The 15,987-nt window shown below is 62.7% G+C and carries 14 protein-coding genes and 1 other annotated feature; of the genes, 5 read left to right on the forward strand and 9 right to left on the reverse strand.

The genetic code is table 11. The annotated features are described in order from the left end of the window. Positions 1-98 precede the first annotated feature (98 nt). Positions 99-1,019: an AraC family transcriptional regulator gene (locus tag C5J26_RS17795; RefSeq protein WP_105402953.1), complete on the reverse strand. Its 921-nt coding sequence runs from the start codon at positions 1,017-1,019 to the stop codon at positions 99-101. Between C5J26_RS17795 and C5J26_RS17800 the strand changes: the two genes are divergently transcribed. Beyond that, on the forward strand, positions 1,018-1,425 hold the full coding sequence (locus C5J26_RS17800) for a DUF2000 family protein (RefSeq protein ID WP_046667829.1): 408 nt from the start codon (positions 1,018-1,020) through the stop codon (positions 1,423-1,425). The two genes, C5J26_RS17795 and C5J26_RS17800, sit on opposite strands and share 2 nt — an antisense overlap. Here C5J26_RS17800 and C5J26_RS17805 read toward each other — a convergent pair. The 3 genes from C5J26_RS17805 to C5J26_RS17815 all read right to left on the reverse strand — a co-directional run bounded on the left by C5J26_RS17805 (position 1,397) and on the right by C5J26_RS17815 (position 4,242). Next, positions 1,397-1,714: a hypothetical protein gene (locus tag C5J26_RS17805; RefSeq protein WP_105402954.1), complete on the reverse strand. Its 318-nt coding sequence runs from the start codon at positions 1,712-1,714 to the stop codon at positions 1,397-1,399. The genes C5J26_RS17800 and C5J26_RS17805 overlap by 29 nt on opposite strands. Positions 1,715-1,771: 57 nt before the next feature. Further along, positions 1,772-2,917, reverse strand: a complete 1,146-nt coding sequence (gene rnd / locus C5J26_RS17810) for a ribonuclease D (protein ID WP_105402955.1) — start codon at positions 2,915-2,917, stop codon at positions 1,772-1,774. A 77-nt stretch (positions 2,918-2,994) separates the two neighbouring features. Beyond that, entirely contained in the window at positions 2,995-4,242 is a 1,248-nt protein-coding gene (locus tag C5J26_RS17815) for an MFS transporter (RefSeq protein ID WP_105402956.1), read from the reverse strand. A 336-nt stretch (positions 4,243-4,578) separates the two neighbouring features. Between C5J26_RS17815 and aspS the strand changes: the two genes are divergently transcribed. Beyond that, positions 4,579-6,369: an aspartate--tRNA ligase gene (gene aspS, locus C5J26_RS17820; protein WP_105402957.1), complete on the forward strand. Its 1,791-nt coding sequence runs from the start codon at positions 4,579-4,581 to the stop codon at positions 6,367-6,369. Positions 6,370-6,439: 70 nt separating this feature from the next. On the opposite strand, the gene C5J26_RS17825 is transcribed toward aspS, so the two are convergent. Beyond that, entirely contained in the window at positions 6,440-7,594 is a 1,155-nt protein-coding gene (locus tag C5J26_RS17825) for a serine hydrolase (RefSeq protein ID WP_105402958.1), read from the reverse strand. A 244-nt stretch (positions 7,595-7,838) separates the two neighbouring features. Here C5J26_RS17825 and C5J26_RS17830 point away from each other — a divergent pair, with 244 nt between their 5' ends. Together C5J26_RS17830 and C5J26_RS17835 are read left to right on the forward strand one after the other, a co-directional pair. After that, on the forward strand, positions 7,839-8,159 hold the full coding sequence (locus C5J26_RS17830; RefSeq protein ID WP_105402959.1) for a DUF1236 domain-containing protein: 321 nt from the start codon (positions 7,839-7,841) through the stop codon (positions 8,157-8,159). Positions 8,160-8,263: 104 nt separating this feature from the next. Further along, positions 8,264-8,321: a sequence feature (sul1 is cis-regulatory element that is thought to sense ions involved in sulfur or methionine metabolism; They are found in Alphaproteobacteria), on the forward strand. A 79-nt stretch (positions 8,322-8,400) separates the two neighbouring features. Continuing rightward, positions 8,401-9,888 (forward strand): SulP family inorganic anion transporter, encoded by a 1,488-nt coding sequence (locus C5J26_RS17835; protein WP_105402960.1) that lies wholly within the window; start codon positions 8,401-8,403, stop codon positions 9,886-9,888. Between the two features lie 54 nt (positions 9,889-9,942). Here C5J26_RS17835 and C5J26_RS17840 read toward each other — a convergent pair whose 3' ends face one another. Then, positions 9,943-11,133, reverse strand: a complete 1,191-nt coding sequence (locus C5J26_RS17840) for a hypothetical protein (RefSeq protein ID WP_105402961.1) — start codon at positions 11,131-11,133, stop codon at positions 9,943-9,945. Positions 11,134-11,389: 256 nt separating this feature from the next. On the opposite strand from C5J26_RS17840, the gene parC reads away from it, so the two are divergent. Then, a complete protein-coding gene (gene parC, locus C5J26_RS17845; RefSeq protein WP_105402962.1) occupies positions 11,390-13,672 on the forward strand; it encodes a DNA topoisomerase IV subunit A in 2,283 nt (760 codons plus the stop codon). Here parC and C5J26_RS17850 read toward each other — a convergent pair whose 3' ends face one another. The 3 genes from C5J26_RS17850 to C5J26_RS17860 form a co-directional block, all read right to left on the reverse strand. Further along, on the reverse strand, positions 13,673-14,578 hold the full coding sequence (locus C5J26_RS17850) for a DMT family transporter (RefSeq protein WP_105402963.1): 906 nt from the start codon (positions 14,576-14,578) through the stop codon (positions 13,673-13,675). It lies immediately after the preceding gene. Positions 14,579-14,587: 9 nt separating this feature from the next. Continuing rightward, positions 14,588-15,349 (reverse strand): arginyltransferase, encoded by a 762-nt coding sequence (locus C5J26_RS17855; protein WP_046630036.1) that lies wholly within the window; start codon positions 15,347-15,349, stop codon positions 14,588-14,590. 127 nt (positions 15,350-15,476) lie between these two features. Next, positions 15,477-15,935 carry an RDD family protein gene (locus C5J26_RS17860; RefSeq protein WP_046667818.1) on the reverse strand — a complete coding sequence of 153 codons (459 nt, stop codon included), beginning with the start codon at positions 15,933-15,935 and terminating at the stop codon, positions 15,477-15,479. Between the last annotated feature and the right edge of the window lie 52 nt (positions 15,936-15,987).

Here is a 15,987-nt window from a genome sequence, read left to right on the forward strand (position 1 = left end):
CGCCAACCGGTTAAGGTGAGTGCATGACGCCGAGGTGATGGAAGATTGACGCTTCGATGAAGCTTTGATGACGGTAATTTCACAAATGCCACGGGAGCTTAGGCGCTGCGCTTGAGCGCCATCCAGCGGCCCGGCGTCATGCCGAACGTCTTCTTGAAATGACGGGTGAAATGCGCCTGGTCGGCAAAGCCCGCATCGGCTGCGACATCTGCCAGGCTGCCGCCTTCCGACAGCATGATCTTTGCCCGATCGAGCCGGCGCATGACGAGGTAGCGGTGCGGGCTGGTCCCCAGAAGCTTCCGAAACTGCCTTGCAGTCGTGTAGCGGTCGAAGCCGCTCACCTCCTCGAGTTCCTCGGAAGAAACCGTGCGGCCCGAATTCGCCTGCAGGTAATCGCGGCAGCGCAGAACCGCCTGTTGCGCGCGCGGCGTTCCCGGCGCACCACCCTTGCCGTCCGCATGGCGCCAGAGGCTTGTTGCCATGCGGCCGATCAGGTCGTCGAGCAGCAGGTCCAGCGGCTCGGCCGCGAGATCGTCCAGGGCTTCGACAAGGCACTGCCGGAATTCCGCATCCGCTATGATGGGATTCGGCACGAAGGGCAGGCCGCGCGAACCGCCGGCCGCCTCGATCAGCCGCTCCGGCGGCAGGTAGAGCATGCGGTAGCGCAGCCCGGCGTCGGTGCCGGCCGCCCCGTCATGCACCTCGTCCGGATGCAGCACGATGACATTGCCGGGCAGGCTGGCGCGGGCGGCACCGCGATACTGGAAGGTCTGCACGCCGGAAAGCGTCATCCCGATCGCATAGGTGTCGTGGCGATGGGGCTCGAAACCGAGCCCGTGGAACCGTGCCTCGATCCGCTCGATGCCGCGCGAGGAGGGCGCCTGGACGATGCCATCCGGCGCGCACCTTGCGCTGCCGCCAGACGTGCTTGCGGCGCTGCACGAACGTTCAAGACCCGCGGCATCGGCTGCCGCTATCTCGTCAGTTCTCGCATAACCTTCGACGGAGTTGTTTTTCATGTTCGATACCAAGATCGCGATCGTGCTTCGCGATGACCTCGCCCCTTGGCAGGAGCTCAACGTGACCGCGTTTCTGACGAGCGGCATCATCGCGCAAAATCCCGCGATCATTGGTGAAGCATATCGGGACGCGGCGGGTCATGTCTACAATCCGATGAGCATCCAGCCGATCGTGGTGCTGACCGCCGACCAGGAGACGCTGCGGACCATCCACCGGCGCTCGCTGGAGCGGGAGGTGACGACGTCGGCCTATATCGAGGAAATGTTCTCGACCGGGCATGACGTGGCCAACCGCGAGGTATTCGCGCAGTTTGCGCCGGAAGACGCGAAACTGGTCGGCATCGCGCTCAGGGCCGAGAAGAAGATCGTCGACAAGATTACCAAAGGCTCGAAAATGCATAACTGACTGCGAAGAACATAGTCTTCGGAATGACCCAGAGCGCGGCGATCGGCGTGGTCGAGGCCACGACATAGGCAGTGATGCTCAACAGCAAATAGTTGATCCAGGCGGCTGACCGCGAGGTTACGAGACCTGCGAGGGCGACGAGCAGGTTGGCGGCGCAGATCACCCGGGTGATCGGGCGGATCCAGAGCGGCGAAAAGGCTCCAAGGCTCGCCGCTTCCATGAGAAGGACGAGCAACAGCGAGAGCAGGACGACGACTGCGATCAGGACATTCGATGTCAGATAGCGCATCGGTCGCTCAGGCCTCCAGCGCCGCGAAGTTCGAGGCAAGCGATCAGGGCACAGCCCCTAAAGCTCCACCGCCTCGACCTTCTTGTTGACGAAGCGCAGGGCCACGCCGCCGTTGATGAGTTTGAGCGCCGTTTCGCCGAAAAGGTCGCGGCGCCAGCCATGCAAGGCTCCGACATCGGCGGCCTCGCCCTCGGCGGCGATCCTTTCGAGATCGTCGGTATTGGCTATGATCTTGGCGGCGACGCCCTGCTTGTCGGAGATCAGCTTCAGGAGAACCTTGAGCAGCTCGACGGCGGCTGCGGTGCCTTCCGGAACATGCACATGTTTCGGCGCATGCGGCATCTCGGTCTTCGGCAGGGCAAGTGCTGCATTGACCGCCTCGATGATGGCGGTGCCGGAGGCGGAGCGCTCCCAGCCTTTCGGAATGGTGCGAAGCCGCGACATGGCTTCCACATCCTTCGGCTGCTGCTGGGCGATCTCGTAGATCGCGTCATCCTTCAGCACGCGGGAACGCGGCACATTGCGGCTGCGCGCTTCGCGCTCGCGCCAAGCGGCGACGAATTTCAGGACGGCGAGCTCGGTCGGCTTGCGCAGGCGCGACTTGAGGCGCGCCCAGGCGTCGTCCGGGTGCAGGTCATAGGTGCCGGGCGATTCCAGCACGGCCATTTCCTCGGTCAGCCACAGCGCCCGGCCTTCCCGTTCGAGCTGGGCCTTGAGGAAGAGATAGACGTCGCGCAGATGGGTGACGTCGGCGAGCGCATATTCGAGCTGCTTGTCGGACAGCGGCCGGCGGCTCCAGTCGGTGAAGCGCGACGACTTGTCGATATGGACGTCCTTGATGCGGCTGACAAGCTGGTCGTAGGAGACCGAATCCCCGAAGCCGCAGACCATGGCGGCGACCTGGGTATCGAAGATCGGATGCGGCACCAGATTGCCGAGATGGTGGATGATTTCGATATCCTGGCGGGCCGCGTGAAACACCTTGATGACGGCGGGATTGGCCATCAGCTCGAAGAAGGGTTTCAGGCTCAGCCCCTTGGCGAGCGGATCGACGAGAACTTCCACGGTCGGGCTCGCCATCTGGATGAGGCACAGCTCGGGCCAGAAGGTCGTTTCCCTGAGGAACTCGGTGTCGATAGTGATGAAGTCCGATTGGGCCAGCTGGATGCAGGCTTCTTCGAGTGCGGCGGTCGTCTGGATCATCGTTTCATTCACGTGAGGGTGATGAACCTTCCTTCTCCTTCCGGCCGCATATGTCAATACGGAACGGTGTTTAAGCTTTACTCCCGCTCATCTTTATCGGGTCTGTCGGGCGGGCCGGCGAGCCGGTTGAAATAGGCCGACGTCCGGAGCAATGCCCGGAAGCGCCAGGAACGCTCCGCCGGGGGCACTGAAGGACGCGCCCGCATCCGCCTCAACGTGAAGATCATGAAGCCCAGGAAGATGAACGAGGTGTAGGCGAAAAAGGCGCGTGGCCCGCAATACTGCAGCAGGACCGAGGCGAGCAGCGGCCCGATCGTCGCTCCGACCGACCAGTAGAACAGCAGGCCGGCCGAAACCAGCGCATGCTCGCCGGGCTTGGCGTAATCGTTGCCATGCGCCGAGCACAGCGAATAGAGCGGCATCGAGAAGGCGCCGAACAGGAAGACGCTGACGATATTGGCGGTCTCGCTGGTGCCGGCGCCGAAGGAAAGGTAGGCGCCGGTGACGATCGAGCCGATCGTCGTCCACAGGATGACGCGGCGCCGGTCGAGCCTGTCGGAATAGATGCCGAGCGGATATTGCAGCACCACGCCGCCGACGATGCCGGCGCTCATGAAGGTGGCGATCGAGGTGATGCTCATGCCGATCTCTGCCGCGTAGATCGGCCCGATATTGCGGAAGGCCGCCATCGACAGGCCGACCGAAATGACGCCCACGACCGCAAGCGGCGAGATACGCCAGACCGCCTTGAGATCGAAGGCGATCGTTTCCGGCGGCGCCGGGCTCGACTTGTCTGCAATCGAGATCGGCACCAGCGACAGGATCAGCGCGATGGTGATGATGTTGAAGATGATCGGGCCTTCGATGCCGACGGTCGGGATGATGTATTGCGCCACCGTCACCGAGCCGAGATCGACGAAACGGTAGACGGAGAGCGTGCGCGCCCGATTGGCATTGGTGACCTTGGCGTTGATCCAGCTCTCGACCGTCGCAAACAGGCTGGCGACCGCGATGCCGGTCACGAAGCGCATCGCGAACCAGAAAGTCGGGTCGACGATCATCGACATGCCGATCGAAGCGGACGCCGTCACTGCGGCCATCGCCGAGAAGGTGCGGATATGGCCGATCTGGCGCAAAAGCCGCGTCACGTACATGCAGCCGAAGGCGAAGCCGATACTGTAGCCCGCGCCGATCATGCCGATGGTCGAGGGCGAAAAGCCCTCAGCCGTGCCGCGCAGTGCGATATAGGTGCCCTGCAACCCGTTGCCGCCGATCAGGATGCCTGCGGTAACGAGGAGGGGGATCAGCGGACGGATATGGCTCATCGGGGAGGGCTTTATGCGGGAATCGCGAGAGGTTTTGGACGGTTCTACCCGTTCTATATCCCGAACCATCGGCAAGGCCAGCGATAAGCGACACGCTTGGCCTTTCTGATGTGAGCGGTTCACGGAGAGGGCGATGAGCGACCTGTTCGCGCGTGGCTCGACACGCTGAAGGCCACAGGATATCCCGTCATTCCCGGCAGGCGTTTGGGCGGAACATCGGTTCTGCCTTGACAAAGCATGTCCATCATGCGCTTTTCCCGCCGATTTTCCATAAAGCCGGCAGGCCGTGCCATGCACGCCAAAAGACCGCAAAACCTACCAGTCCAGGATACTGAAATGCACCGTTACCGCAGCCATACCTGTGCCGCCCTCAAGAAGTCCGACGTCGGATCGACCGTCCGCCTGTCCGGCTGGGTGCATCGCGTGCGAGATCACGGCGGCGTGCTGTTCATCGACCTTCGCGACCATTACGGCATGACCCAGGTCGTCGCCGATCCGGACAGCCCCGCTTTCAAGACCGCCGAGATCGTCCGCGGTGAATGGGTGATCCGCATCGACGGCCTCGTCAAGGCGCGCTCGGAAGACACCGTCAACAAGGGCATGGCGACCGGCGAGATCGAACTCTACGCCCAGGAGATCGAAGTGCTCTCCGCCGCCAAGGAATTGCCGCTGCCGGTGTTCGGCGAGCCGGACTATCCGGAAGACGTGCGCCTCAAGTACCGCTTCCTCGACCTGCGCCGCGAAACCCTGCACCGGAACATCGTCAAGCGCACCCAGATCATCTCCGACATGCGCCGCCGCATGGGCGAGATCGGTTTTGCCGAATATTCGACGCCGATCCTGACGGCATCCTCGCCGGAAGGCGCGCGCGACTTCCTGGTGCCGAGCCGCATCCACGAAGGCAAGTTCTTCGCGCTGCCGCAGGCGCCGCAGCAGTACAAGCAGCTCTTGATGGTCGCCGGCTTCGACCGTTATTTCCAGATCGCCCCCTGCTTCCGCGACGAAGACCCGCGCGCCGACCGCCTGCCGGGCGAGTTCTACCAGCTCGACCTGGAAATGAGCTTCGTCACCCAGGAAGACGTCTGGAACACGATGGGTCCGGTGATCACCGGCGTGTTCGAGCAGTTTGCCGAAGGCAAGCCGGTCACCAAGGACTGGCCGCGCATTCCCTATGACGTGGCGATCCGCAAATATGGTTCCGACAAGCCGGACCTGCGCAACCCGATCGAGATGCAGGCCGTCACCGAACATTTCGCCGGCTCCGGCTTCAAGGTGTTCGCCGGCATGATTGCCGCCAACCCCAAGGTCGAAGTCTGGGCGATCCCGGCCAAGACCGGCGGAAGCCGCGCATTCTGCGACCGCATGAACGCCTGGGCGCAGTCGACCGGCCAGCCGGGCCTCGGCTACATCTTCTGGCGCAAGGAAGGCGACAAGCTCGAAGGCGCCGGCCCGCTCGCCAAGAACATCGGCGAAGAGCGCACCGAAGCGATCCGCACCCAACTCGGCCTGGATGACGGCGACGCCTGCTTCTTCGTCGCCGGCGACCCGGCCAAGTTCTACAAATTCGCAGGCGAAGCCCGCACCCGCGCCGGCGAGGAACTGAACCTTGTCGACCGCGACCGTTTCGACATGTGCTGGATCGTCGACTTCCCGTTCTACGAATGGAGCGAGGAAGAAAAGAAGCTCGATTTCGCCCACAACCCCTTCTCCATGCCGCAGGGCGGCATCGAGGCGCTGGAAAACCAGGATCCGCTGACGATCAAGGCATTCCAGTACGACGCGGTGTGCAACGGCTTCGAAATCGCTTCGGGTTCGATCCGTAACCAGTCGCCGGAACTGATGGTCAAGGCCTTTGAAAAGGTCGGTCTCAGCCAGACGGATGTCGAGGATCGGTTCGGCGGCATGTATCGCGCCTTCCAGTACGGCGCGCCTCCGCATGGCGGTGCCGCCTTCGGCATCGACCGTATCGTCATGCTGCTCGTCGGCGCCAAGAACCTGCGCGAAGTGACGCTGTTCCCGATGAACCAGCAGGCGCAGGACTTGCTTATGGGCGCCCCGTCGCCGGCGACGCCACAGCAGCTGCGCGAACTCGCCATCCGCGTCATGCCGACGCCGAAGAAGGACTGAGTTTTGAAGCGAACAAAAAAAGCCCGGCCATGTGCCGGGCTTTTTGATTCAATCTCTGAGGATCGCCGGCCTAAAGGTCGGCGGCGACGGCTTTTTTGAGGTTCAGCGTGAATTGGCCCCACATGCCTTCGAGCGTCGTGTTGGTCAGCCCCACCAGCGTGATTTTCTTCGCGAGGTCCATGAACCAGTGGTGGCCGTAGACGCCGCCCCATTGCAGCGAACCGGGCGAAACCGGCAGTCCCGCCTTTGCCGGATCGAGCACGATCGCCCAGCCGAAACCGAACCCGAAGCCCGGCCGCGTCGGCTCCAGCAGATCGCCGATCTGGTTCGTCGTCATCTGCCGAACCGTGTTTTCCGACAGTAGCGGCGCGCCGCCTTTACGGATGGTTTCGAGCACGGTCAGCACGTCGGAGGCGGTCCCGGCCATGCCGCCGCCGCCGGAATGGAAGGATACGGGGTTGAAGATCCGGTCCGGCGCGAACGTCACCGATCCGTCGAGCGCACGGACCTTCTCCGTCTCGCCCATGCGCTTCGGTTCGGGTGAACCATCAACGTAAGGTGCCGCGAGCCGGCTACGGTCCACAACGGTGAAGCCGGTATCGGAAAGTCCGAGCGGCCGCATGACCAGCTCGGCGACGGCCTCGCCGAGGCGTTTGCCGGTCTCCTTCTCGATGACGCCGCCGATCACGTCCATGGCGACGGAATATTGCCAGCCGGTGCCGGGCGCAAAGAGCAACGGCACGGAGGCGATGCGGCGGAGGTTCTCTTCCAGCGAGAGGCCCGGCTGATCGACGCCATCCGACACGCCGGCCCGGACATAGGGACCATCTTCCAGGTGAAAACAATAGCTGAGGCCGGAGGTGTGGGTGAGGAGATGCCGGATGAGGATCGCCGGTTCGGACCCGTCTTCGAGCCGCGGCCGGAAATCCGGCAGCCATTTCGTCACCGGATCGTCGAGGCCGATGCGGCCCTGTTCGATCAGCCGCATGGCGGTGATGGTGACGATCGGCTTGGTGATCGAGGCCAGGCGGAAGATCGTGTCCTCGCTGGCCTTCAGGCCCGCTTCCCGGTCCGCCAATCCGGCGGCGCGGCGGTAGACGATTTCGCCGTCCCTGGCGACCATCACCACGGTGCCGACCAGCCGCCTGGCGGCGAGGGCATCATCGATCGCCGCGTCGATGCTTGGGCAGAATATCCGGGTCGATGGTTGGATCGGCAAATTCATGGGCAAAAACCTCCGCTAAAAGACACCGTTATCTAGGGTCGCCTCGGAGAGGGACGATCCTCTGAGCGATAAAAACATCTGCCTATGCCCGGTTGCCGGTCCCTGCCTGCCACCGCAATGGTGTCGATCGAGCCCGCCTGGGGCGTCAGGATGCCATCCTGGCGTCCCGTGCGTCAAGCGAATAGGGGAACCATATCCGCGCCGTTGTGTTGTTAGAACAGCAGAAGCACAGGGAGAAAAAGACATGCGCAAGACCCTACTGGCCGCGTCGGCGGTCCTGATCGCACTCTCGGGCGCGGCTTACGCCCAGACGACGATCGTCACCCAGGATCCGGTCACGACCAATTCGACGGTCGTCCTGCCCGGCGAAGTCCGCACCTATGTCATGGAGCAGAGCGTTCCATCTATCTCCTATGAGGGAGAGGTCGCTGTCGGCGCCGCGCTGCCGGAGACGGTAGAAGTGCGCAGGGTCGAGGGTTACGACGATTATGCGTACACGGTCGTCAACGATCGACGCGTTATCGTCAATCCGCAGACCCGGACCGTCATCCAGGTTCTGGAATAATTTCCATCCGGCTCTTTTCGAGCACAAGAACCCGGCGAGCGATCGCCGGGTTTTCTGTTCGTGACATTGCGCCGCAGCATCCGACCCTTTATGGTCTGCCATCACAAGGACTCGGGTGTGACTCCCGGGTGGCTCTTCCGGCCGCCGATCCGCCGGACAACGCAAAGCATCAGCCCCACTCACGTCTGGTCACACCTGGATAATCCTCCCGGCGGATGCGATTTTTTTGCGAAATTTCCTCATGAACAGAATTTCAGCTTACCGCCGCGAATGGTTTTCCAATATTCGCGGCGACGTCCTCTCCGGCATCGTCGTGGCGCTGGCGCTCATTCCGGAAGCCGTTGGGTTTTCGGTCATCGCCGGCGTCGATCCCAAGGTCGGCCTGTTTGCCTCGGTGGCAATCGCCTGCGTCACCGCGCTGACCGGCGGCCGCCCGGCGATGATTTCGGCGGCGACCGCAGCGACTGCCGTGCTGATGGGGCCGCTGGTTCGCGACTACGGCATCCAGTATCTGTTTGCGGCGACGATCCTGATGGGGCTGCTGCAGATCCTCGCCGGCTTCCTGAAGCTCGGGCGTCTGATGCGTTTCGTATCGCGCTCGGTGATGACCGGTTTCGTCAATTCGCTGGCGATCCTGATCTTCGTCGCCCAAATCCCGCAGCTCATCAACGTTCCGAACGTGACCTATGTGCTGATCGCCGTGGCGCTTGCTGTCATCTACCTGTTCCCTTACGTGACGAAGGTGGTCCCGTCGCCGCTGGTCGCAATCATCGTGGTCACGGTCGTGGCACTGGTCTTCGGCATCAACGCCCGCACCGTCGCCGATCTCGGGGAAATGCCGACCGCGCTGCCTGCCTTGGGCTGGCCGCAGGTGCCGCTGACCTTCGAAACCCTGCAGATCATCTTTCCCTATTCGGTCGCGCTTGCCGCCGTCGGCCTCCTGGAATCCCTGCTGACGGCCCAGATCGTCGATGACATGACGGATACGACCAGCAGCAAGAGCCAGGAGTGTTTCGGCCAGGGCTCCGGCAATATCGTTGCGGCGCTGTTCGGCGGCATGGGCGGCTGCGCGATGATCGGTCAGTCCGTGATCAACGTTAAGTCGGGCGGGCGGGGGCGGCTGTCGACCTTCGTCGCCGGCGCTTTCCTGCTGGTGCTGTTGCTCGTGCTCGACGACGTGTTGAGGGTGGTGCCGGTGGCGGCACTCGTGGCGGTAATGATCATGGTCTCGATCGGCACTTTCTCATGGAAGTCCGTGGTCGATCTCAAGCGCCATCCGGGAACCTCGTCGATCGTCATGCTGGCGACCGTCGCGACCGTTCTCGCCACCCAGGACCTGTCGAAGGGCGTTCTGGTCGGCGTCCTGCTCTCCGGCATCTTCTTCGCCGGCAAGGTGGCGCGGCTCTTCCGCGTCCGCTCGGAGCTCTCTTCGGACGGTCGTGTCCGGACCTATCGTGTGGAGGGACAGATCTTCTTCGCCTCCGCCGAGAGCCTGCTGAAGTCCTTCGATTTCGAGGAGTCGGTGGCGACCGTGCTGATCGACGTAGGCGACGCGCATCTCTGGGATATTTCCGCGGTCGGCGCGCTGGACGACATCGTCCTCAAATACCGTCGTCGAGGTGTGGACGTGACCGTGCGGGGGGCCAACGAGGCGAGCGCCGGCATGATCGATCGCTTCGCACTCCATGACAAAGACCATGCCTCGATGTCGAGTTCCCAGGCCCATTAAAGGAAAAACCCCAGCGATTTCTCGCCGGGGCTTTTCGAATCACTGTCGCCGGCCTCAGTCGTTGGCGGTGACCTTGACGCCAAGGACCTTCGGCAGCGTGTTTGGTGCGCCCATCGCGGCACCCATGATCATCGGGAAGGGGACGGCACTGGCCGGTTCCGCAGTGATCGTGAAGCTGCCCGGTTTGTCGAGATAGGTGTTGACCGCAGCGCTGACCATGTTCTGCAGTTCCGGCACGTTGTATTGCGCCAGCATCAGCGGCGTCATGCCCTTCAGCATCTGCGCCATGGCTTCGCCCGTGGTGCCCTGGCTCTTGCCGGCATAGTCGAGCGCCTTCTTGGTGATGCCGGCGTCTTCGAAGCGGATCTCGGCGCTGTTGAAGGTGAGGCGCTGCATCAGGCCGAGCATCGCAAGGCCTGCGGCCTGCTGGGCTTCTTCCTTGTTCGGATTGGATTCCATCGCCTTGGCCGTTTCATTCGCCGACTTGATGAAGTCGAGCGTGTAGCCGGACATGCTGAAGGCGAGGTTGAGGCGACCGACCTTGGCGAAATCGAGCGCGTATTCATCGATGTCGAGCGTGCCGTCCTTGAGGGTCCAGGCGCCGGACATGGCGACCTTGCCGTCAAGCGAGGTGATGCCGAGCTGCTGCAGCGTGTCCTTGGCCTGCGCATCATCGACGAGGCTGAGGTCGCTCTTGATGCCGTTGGCCTGGAGGTCGAAGCCGATGGAGGAATTGTCGTCGGCGACCTCCGTCGTGACGTTCACCTCGTCGACTGAGAAAGCCGGCTTGCCGTCGACGGTGGCGGTCATCTTGCCGACATGCGCCTCGTCATAGAGCAGGATTGCCTCAAGGTTGTCGCCGCCCGGATTGCCCGGAACGGTGAGGCCGCTGATCGAGATGTCCGAGGCAGTGAAGGTAGTCTTGTCCTGGGTGGCGTTGACGTTGTCGAACGTGACCGTCTCGGCCGTGTAGCCGCCATTATCCTCTTCGACGCCCTCGAACCTGACGGTGCCGAGTGGCAGGCTCTGCTTGCCGGCCTGGATCAGGATTTTGGCATTGGTGAGCGTGACGTCCGAACCGCTGACGGTGGCCTTCTCCGCCGAGAAGCCGGCGCCGCCCTGGACCGAGAGCGCACTGTTGATCTTGGCGACGAGATCGTTGCCGTCGAGCGCAAACGCCGGGCCGGCGAAAGTCGAAAGCGCTGCGCCGGCGAGCAGAAGCCGGGCCTTGGTGGAGTATTGCATCGGATTTCCTCCTGGCGGGCAATGATCCGGCCCGCGTTTCGTTTTGGGTTTGTTGGTAGTTCGGCTACTGGTTCGCGCACCTTATAGGCACGCCGGGTAAAAGGTTTATGGCTTTGTTCCACATTCCTTTCGTCAAAATTGCGGCTGACGATTCAGGGTAAACCAAACGCTGATTTGAGCTTCTGAAATGCCTTCATCCACAGGCTGTCGCCCGGTCTTTCTTGCCGAGAATCAGGCTTTCCGCTAGTCAAGGCCCATGGGAAAAAATCTGACACCACCCGGCGGCGACGGCGGCGACAACATCCTGCCGGTCGATCTGAAAGCAGCGCTCGAAGAGCGTTACCTCGCCTATGCGCTTTCCACAATCATGCATCGTGCGTTACCGGACGTGCGCGACGGCCTGAAACCTGTCCACCGCCGCATCGTCTATGCGATGAGCGAGATGGGCCTGCGTCCCAATGCAGCCTTCCGCAAATGCGCCAAGATCGTCGGCGAGGTGATGGGTAACTTCCATCCGCACGGCGACCAGTCGATCTACGATGCGCTGGCGCGCCTTGCACAGGATTTCTCCCAGCGCTATCCGCTCGTCAACGGCCAGGGCAATTTCGGCAATATCGACGGCGATAGCCCTGCCGCGATGCGTTACACCGAGAGTAAGATGACGGCGGTTTCCGAACTGCTGCTCGAAGGCATCGACCAGGACGCGGTGGATTTCCGCGATACCTACGACGAATCGAATTCGGAACCGGTCGTCTTGCCCGGCGCCTTCCCGAACCTGCTGGCCAACGGCACATCGGGCATCGCGGTCGGCATGGCGACATCCATCCCGCCGCACAATGTCCACGAACTCTGCGATGCCGCGCTTCACCTGATCAAGAACCCGGCCGCGACCATCGAGGACCTGATGGCGGATCCGGCCGAGCCCGCCAAGGGCGGCATCGAAGGCCCCGATCTGCCGACCGGCGGCATCATCATTGACAGCCGACAGTCGATCGTCGAGGCCTACAAGACTGGTCGCGGCGGTTTTCGCGTCCGCGCCCGCTGGGTCATCGAGGATCTCGGCCGTGGCGGCTACCAGATCGTGGTCACCGAAATTCCGTTCCAGGTGCAGAAATCGCGCCTGATCGAAAAGATCGCCGAACTGCTGCTCGCCCGCAAGCTGCCGCTGCTCGAAGACGTTCGCGACGAATCGGCCGAAGACGTTCGCGTCGTTCTCGTGCCGAAGAGCCGCACGGTGGATGCGACCCTGCTGATGGAATCGCTGTTCAAGCTGTCCGAGCTGGAAACCCGTCTGCCGCTCAACATGAACGTGCTCTCCATGGGCCGGGTGCCCAAGGTGATGGCGCTCAACGAAGTGCTGCTGGAATGGCTGGCGCATCGCCGCGACGTGCTGGTGCGCCGCTCGCGCTTCCGGCTGGCGACGATCGACCGGCGCCTGGAAATCCTCGGCGGCCTCTTGATCGCCTACCTCAATATCGACGAGGTGATCCGCATCATCCGCGAGGAGGACGAACCGAAGCCTGTCATGATGGAGCGCTGGTCGCTCTCCGACATGCAGGTCGAGGCGATCCTCAACATGCGGCTGCGTGCCTTGCGCAAGCTCGAGGAGTTCGAGATCCGCACCGAGCACGAGAACCTCACCAAAGAGAAGGCGGATATTGAATCGCTGCTGGCTTCCGAGGACAAGCAGTGGCGGGTGATCGAGCACGAGATCCAGGACGTCCGCAAGAATTTCGCCAAGGGCCGCGGCAAGCCGTACGCGCGACTGACGACCTTCGCCGATGCGCCGGATGCCGATATCGAGGCGATCAACCAGTCGATGATCGAGAAGGAACCGATCACCGTCGTCGTCTCGCAGAAGGGCTGGATTCGCGCGCTGAAGGGACATATCTCGGATACCTCGACGCTGACCTTCAAGGAAGGCGACGGGCCGAAGATCGCGTTTACGGCGCAGACGACCGACAAGCTGCTGCTCGTCACGACGGGCGGCAAGGCCTATACACTCGGCGCCGACAAATTGCCGGGCGGCCGCGGCCATGGCGAGCCGATCCGCATCATCGTCGACATGGAGAACGACCAGGACATCCTGACCGCCTTCGTCCACGATCCACAGCGCAAGCTGATCGTCGCCTCGACCGCGGGCAACGGTTTCGTCGTCGCCGAGAGCGAGATGATCGCCAATACCCGCAAGGGCAAGCAGATCATGAACGTTGCCATGCCCGATGAGACGAAGCTGGTCGTGCCGGTCTCGGGCGATCATGTCGCGGTCGTCGGCGAGAACCGCAAGCTGCTGGTCTTCCCGCTATCGCAGCTGCCGGAAATGACCCGCGGCAAGGGCGTGCGCCTGCAGCGCTACAAGGACGGCGGCATTTCCGATATCCGCTGCTTTACCATGGCCGACGGCCTTTCCTGGGAAGACAGCGCCGGCCGCTCCTTCACCCGCAACAAGGACGAACTGCTGGAATGGATCGCCGACCGCGCCACCGCCGGCCGCGCCGTTCCGAAGGGCTTTCCGCGGAGCGGGAAGTTCGCCGGGTGATCAGGAGCTGATTGGGCGCGTTGCGAGATAATCGCGACGCGCCACCCGCCGCATCTGCCAGGCCGAATATCCGATCAGCGCCAGTACCAGGATCGAGCCGCCGAAGAGCGTGCGGCTTGATGGGATTTCGGCAAATATCAGCCAGACCCAGATCGGCGCGAGGATCGTTTCGAGCAGGTAGAACATGCCGACCTCGGGGCCGGAGAGATATTTCGGGCCGGTCGCCAGGCACCAGAAGGCGAGCGGCATCATGATCGCGCCGTCGAACGTCACCCAGACGGGGTCTGCGACTGAAAAGCCGCCCGTGCCGGCAAGGGAGGATGCGGCGACGAAGGAAAGCCCGATCGTTGCCGGTATGATGGTTGCGACCAGCGGCACGAAACCCATGTCGATGCGCGCCACCCGACTGAGCGTGATCGCTAAGGCCAGCAGGAACGAGGCCGTTGCCGCCAGGATGTCGCCGAGCAGGTGGCCGCCCGCAAGGCCGCCCGAGACGATCAGGCCGACGCCCAGAAACATCACCAGCATGGTGACGAGCGTCGAAGGCGAGGGGCGTTCCTTGAGGACCAGCCAGCCGAGAATGGCGGCATACATCGGTGTGAAGGCGACGATGAAGACGACGTTGGCGGTTGCCGTGTTGAAGACGGCGCCGAGGAAGGCGATCGTCGAAATGCCGTAGCAGAACCCGGCGGAAAGCCCCGCTTTTCCGGGGATCAGCACCGGGCGGGTCGCGCCGAAGCGCCGGACGAGCAGCCACAGGATGATGGCGGCGGCGAAGGTCGCGGTGCTGCGCAGCGCAACCGTAGACCACATCTCGCCATGCCCGAGCCGCACCAGCGGCACATCGAAGGAGAGCGCAAGACCGCCGATTGCGGTGAGCACGAGGCCCTTTTTATGATCGTTCATGGGATGATTTCAGATGTCCGTGGCGGGATCGAAGATTTCCCAGCCGCGCGGGGTCAGGTGTTCCTGGGGCTGGAAGCGGGTCTTGTAACCCATCTTCGCCGAACCCTTCACCCAATAACCGAGATAGACATGCGGCAGGCCGAGCGTCCTGGTGCGGGCGATGTGGTCGAGGATCATGAACGTGCCGAGCGAGCGCTTTTCATACTCGGGATTGAAGAAGGAATAGACCATCGACAGGCCGTCGCTCATCATGTCGGTAAGTGCTACGGCAAGCAGCTCGCCCTTCGGTTCGGCGCTGATGCCGGAGCCTGGCTCGCGGCGGCGGTACTCGATGATGCGGGTGTTGACATGCGTATCCTCGACCATGATCGCATAGTCGAGCGCCGACATGTCCGACATGCCGCCCCGCTGATGACGGTCGTCGAGATAGCGGCGGAAGAGCGAGAACTGTTCCGTGGAGGGCTGCGCGGGGTAGACCGTCGCTATCACATCGCGATTGGTGGCGAGAACCCGTTTCATCGAACGCACGGGCTCGAATTCGTGAGCGAGGATGCGCACGGAAATGCACGCGCGGCATGATTCGCAGGCCGGCCGGTAGGCGATGTTCTGCGAACGGCGGAAACCGCCCTGGGTCAGTAGGTCGTTCATCTCGGCCGCGCGAGGGCCTACCAGGTGAGTGAAGACCTTTCGCTCCATTTCACCCGGGAGATAGGGACAAACTGCCGGGGCCGTCAGGTAGAACTGCGGTGAGGGCGTTGCCTGGGTGTTCATTGCGTCGTGGCAGTCCGGTCTTTAGGATCGTAAATGTCATACCATGGCGCATAAAAGCGAAACGTCAACCGTATGCTGCGACAGGCAGCCGGCTAGTGCCATAAACTTTCGGTCAGTAGCGTAATCGTTACGACGTACGCACCACGACGGTGCCGAGCAGCAGGTCGTGCACGAGGCGCGAACGCTCGATGAACAGGCCGGCGAGCAGAATCAGCGGCGTCAGCACCGAGTTGATGATCCAGAAGATCACCGTATGGGCCATGGCGGTCAGGAAATCCATCCGCCGGCCGTCGAGCCGCGCCATGGCGAGCCCCATCGCGCGCATGCCGGGCGACGCTTGAGCCGAGCCACCGAGCGTCATCCCGAAATAGAGAAGGGCGACGATCACGAACAGGGCCGGATAGAGCATGAAGCCGAGACCGAGCGTGATGATGCCGAGGAAGAACACCACGACCGCCGCCGGAATGCACAAAAGCAGCACGATCACGTAGTCTATGATGAAGGCGAACACCCGCCGCGAAAGAACGCCACTATAGGCGCGCCAGTCGTCCGGTGCGGCATAGGTCGGGTTCGGGTCGAGGCTCATAGTTTCAACATCTCCTGTTTCTCGAACATTGATATGGGATGAAACCGTCTCG

Source organism: Neorhizobium sp. T7_12, assembly GCF_002968535.1.
Classification (GTDB): Bacteria; Pseudomonadota; Alphaproteobacteria; order Rhizobiales; family Rhizobiaceae; genus Neorhizobium; species Neorhizobium tomejilense.

What these genes read in the sequence shown, in the direction of transcription:
- C5J26_RS17800 (WP_046667829.1), top strand. Translation starts at nt 1,018, where the DNA reads ATGTTCGATACCAAGATCGCGATCGTGCTTCGCGATGACCTCGCCCCT.
- C5J26_RS17795 (WP_105402953.1), bottom strand. Translation starts at nt 1,019, where the DNA reads ATGAAAAACAACTCCGTCGAAGGTTATGCGAGAACTGACGAGATAGCG.
- C5J26_RS17805 (WP_105402954.1), bottom strand. Translation starts at nt 1,714, where the DNA reads ATGCGCTATCTGACATCGAATGTCCTGATCGCAGTCGTCGTCCTGCTC.
- rnd (WP_105402955.1), bottom strand. Translation starts at nt 2,917, where the DNA reads ATGATCCAGACGACCGCCGCACTCGAAGAAGCCTGCATCCAGCTGGCC.
- C5J26_RS17815 (WP_105402956.1), bottom strand. Translation starts at nt 4,242, where the DNA reads ATGAGCCATATCCGTCCGCTGATCCCCCTCCTCGTTACCGCAGGCATC.
- aspS (WP_105402957.1), top strand. Translation starts at nt 4,579, where the DNA reads ATGCACCGTTACCGCAGCCATACCTGTGCCGCCCTCAAGAAGTCCGAC.
- C5J26_RS17825 (WP_105402958.1), bottom strand. Translation starts at nt 7,594, where the DNA reads ATGAATTTGCCGATCCAACCATCGACCCGGATATTCTGCCCAAGCATC.
- C5J26_RS17830 (WP_105402959.1), top strand. Translation starts at nt 7,839, where the DNA reads ATGCGCAAGACCCTACTGGCCGCGTCGGCGGTCCTGATCGCACTCTCG.
- C5J26_RS17835 (WP_105402960.1), top strand. Translation starts at nt 8,401, where the DNA reads ATGAACAGAATTTCAGCTTACCGCCGCGAATGGTTTTCCAATATTCGC.
- C5J26_RS17840 (WP_105402961.1), bottom strand. Translation starts at nt 11,133, where the DNA reads ATGCAATACTCCACCAAGGCCCGGCTTCTGCTCGCCGGCGCAGCGCTT.
- parC (WP_105402962.1), top strand. Translation starts at nt 11,390, where the DNA reads ATGGGAAAAAATCTGACACCACCCGGCGGCGACGGCGGCGACAACATC.
- C5J26_RS17850 (WP_105402963.1), bottom strand. Translation starts at nt 14,578, where the DNA reads ATGAACGATCATAAAAAGGGCCTCGTGCTCACCGCAATCGGCGGTCTT.
- C5J26_RS17855 (WP_046630036.1), bottom strand. Translation starts at nt 15,349, where the DNA reads ATGAACACCCAGGCAACGCCCTCACCGCAGTTCTACCTGACGGCCCCG.
- C5J26_RS17860 (WP_046667818.1), bottom strand. Translation starts at nt 15,935, where the DNA reads ATGAGCCTCGACCCGAACCCGACCTATGCCGCACCGGACGACTGGCGC.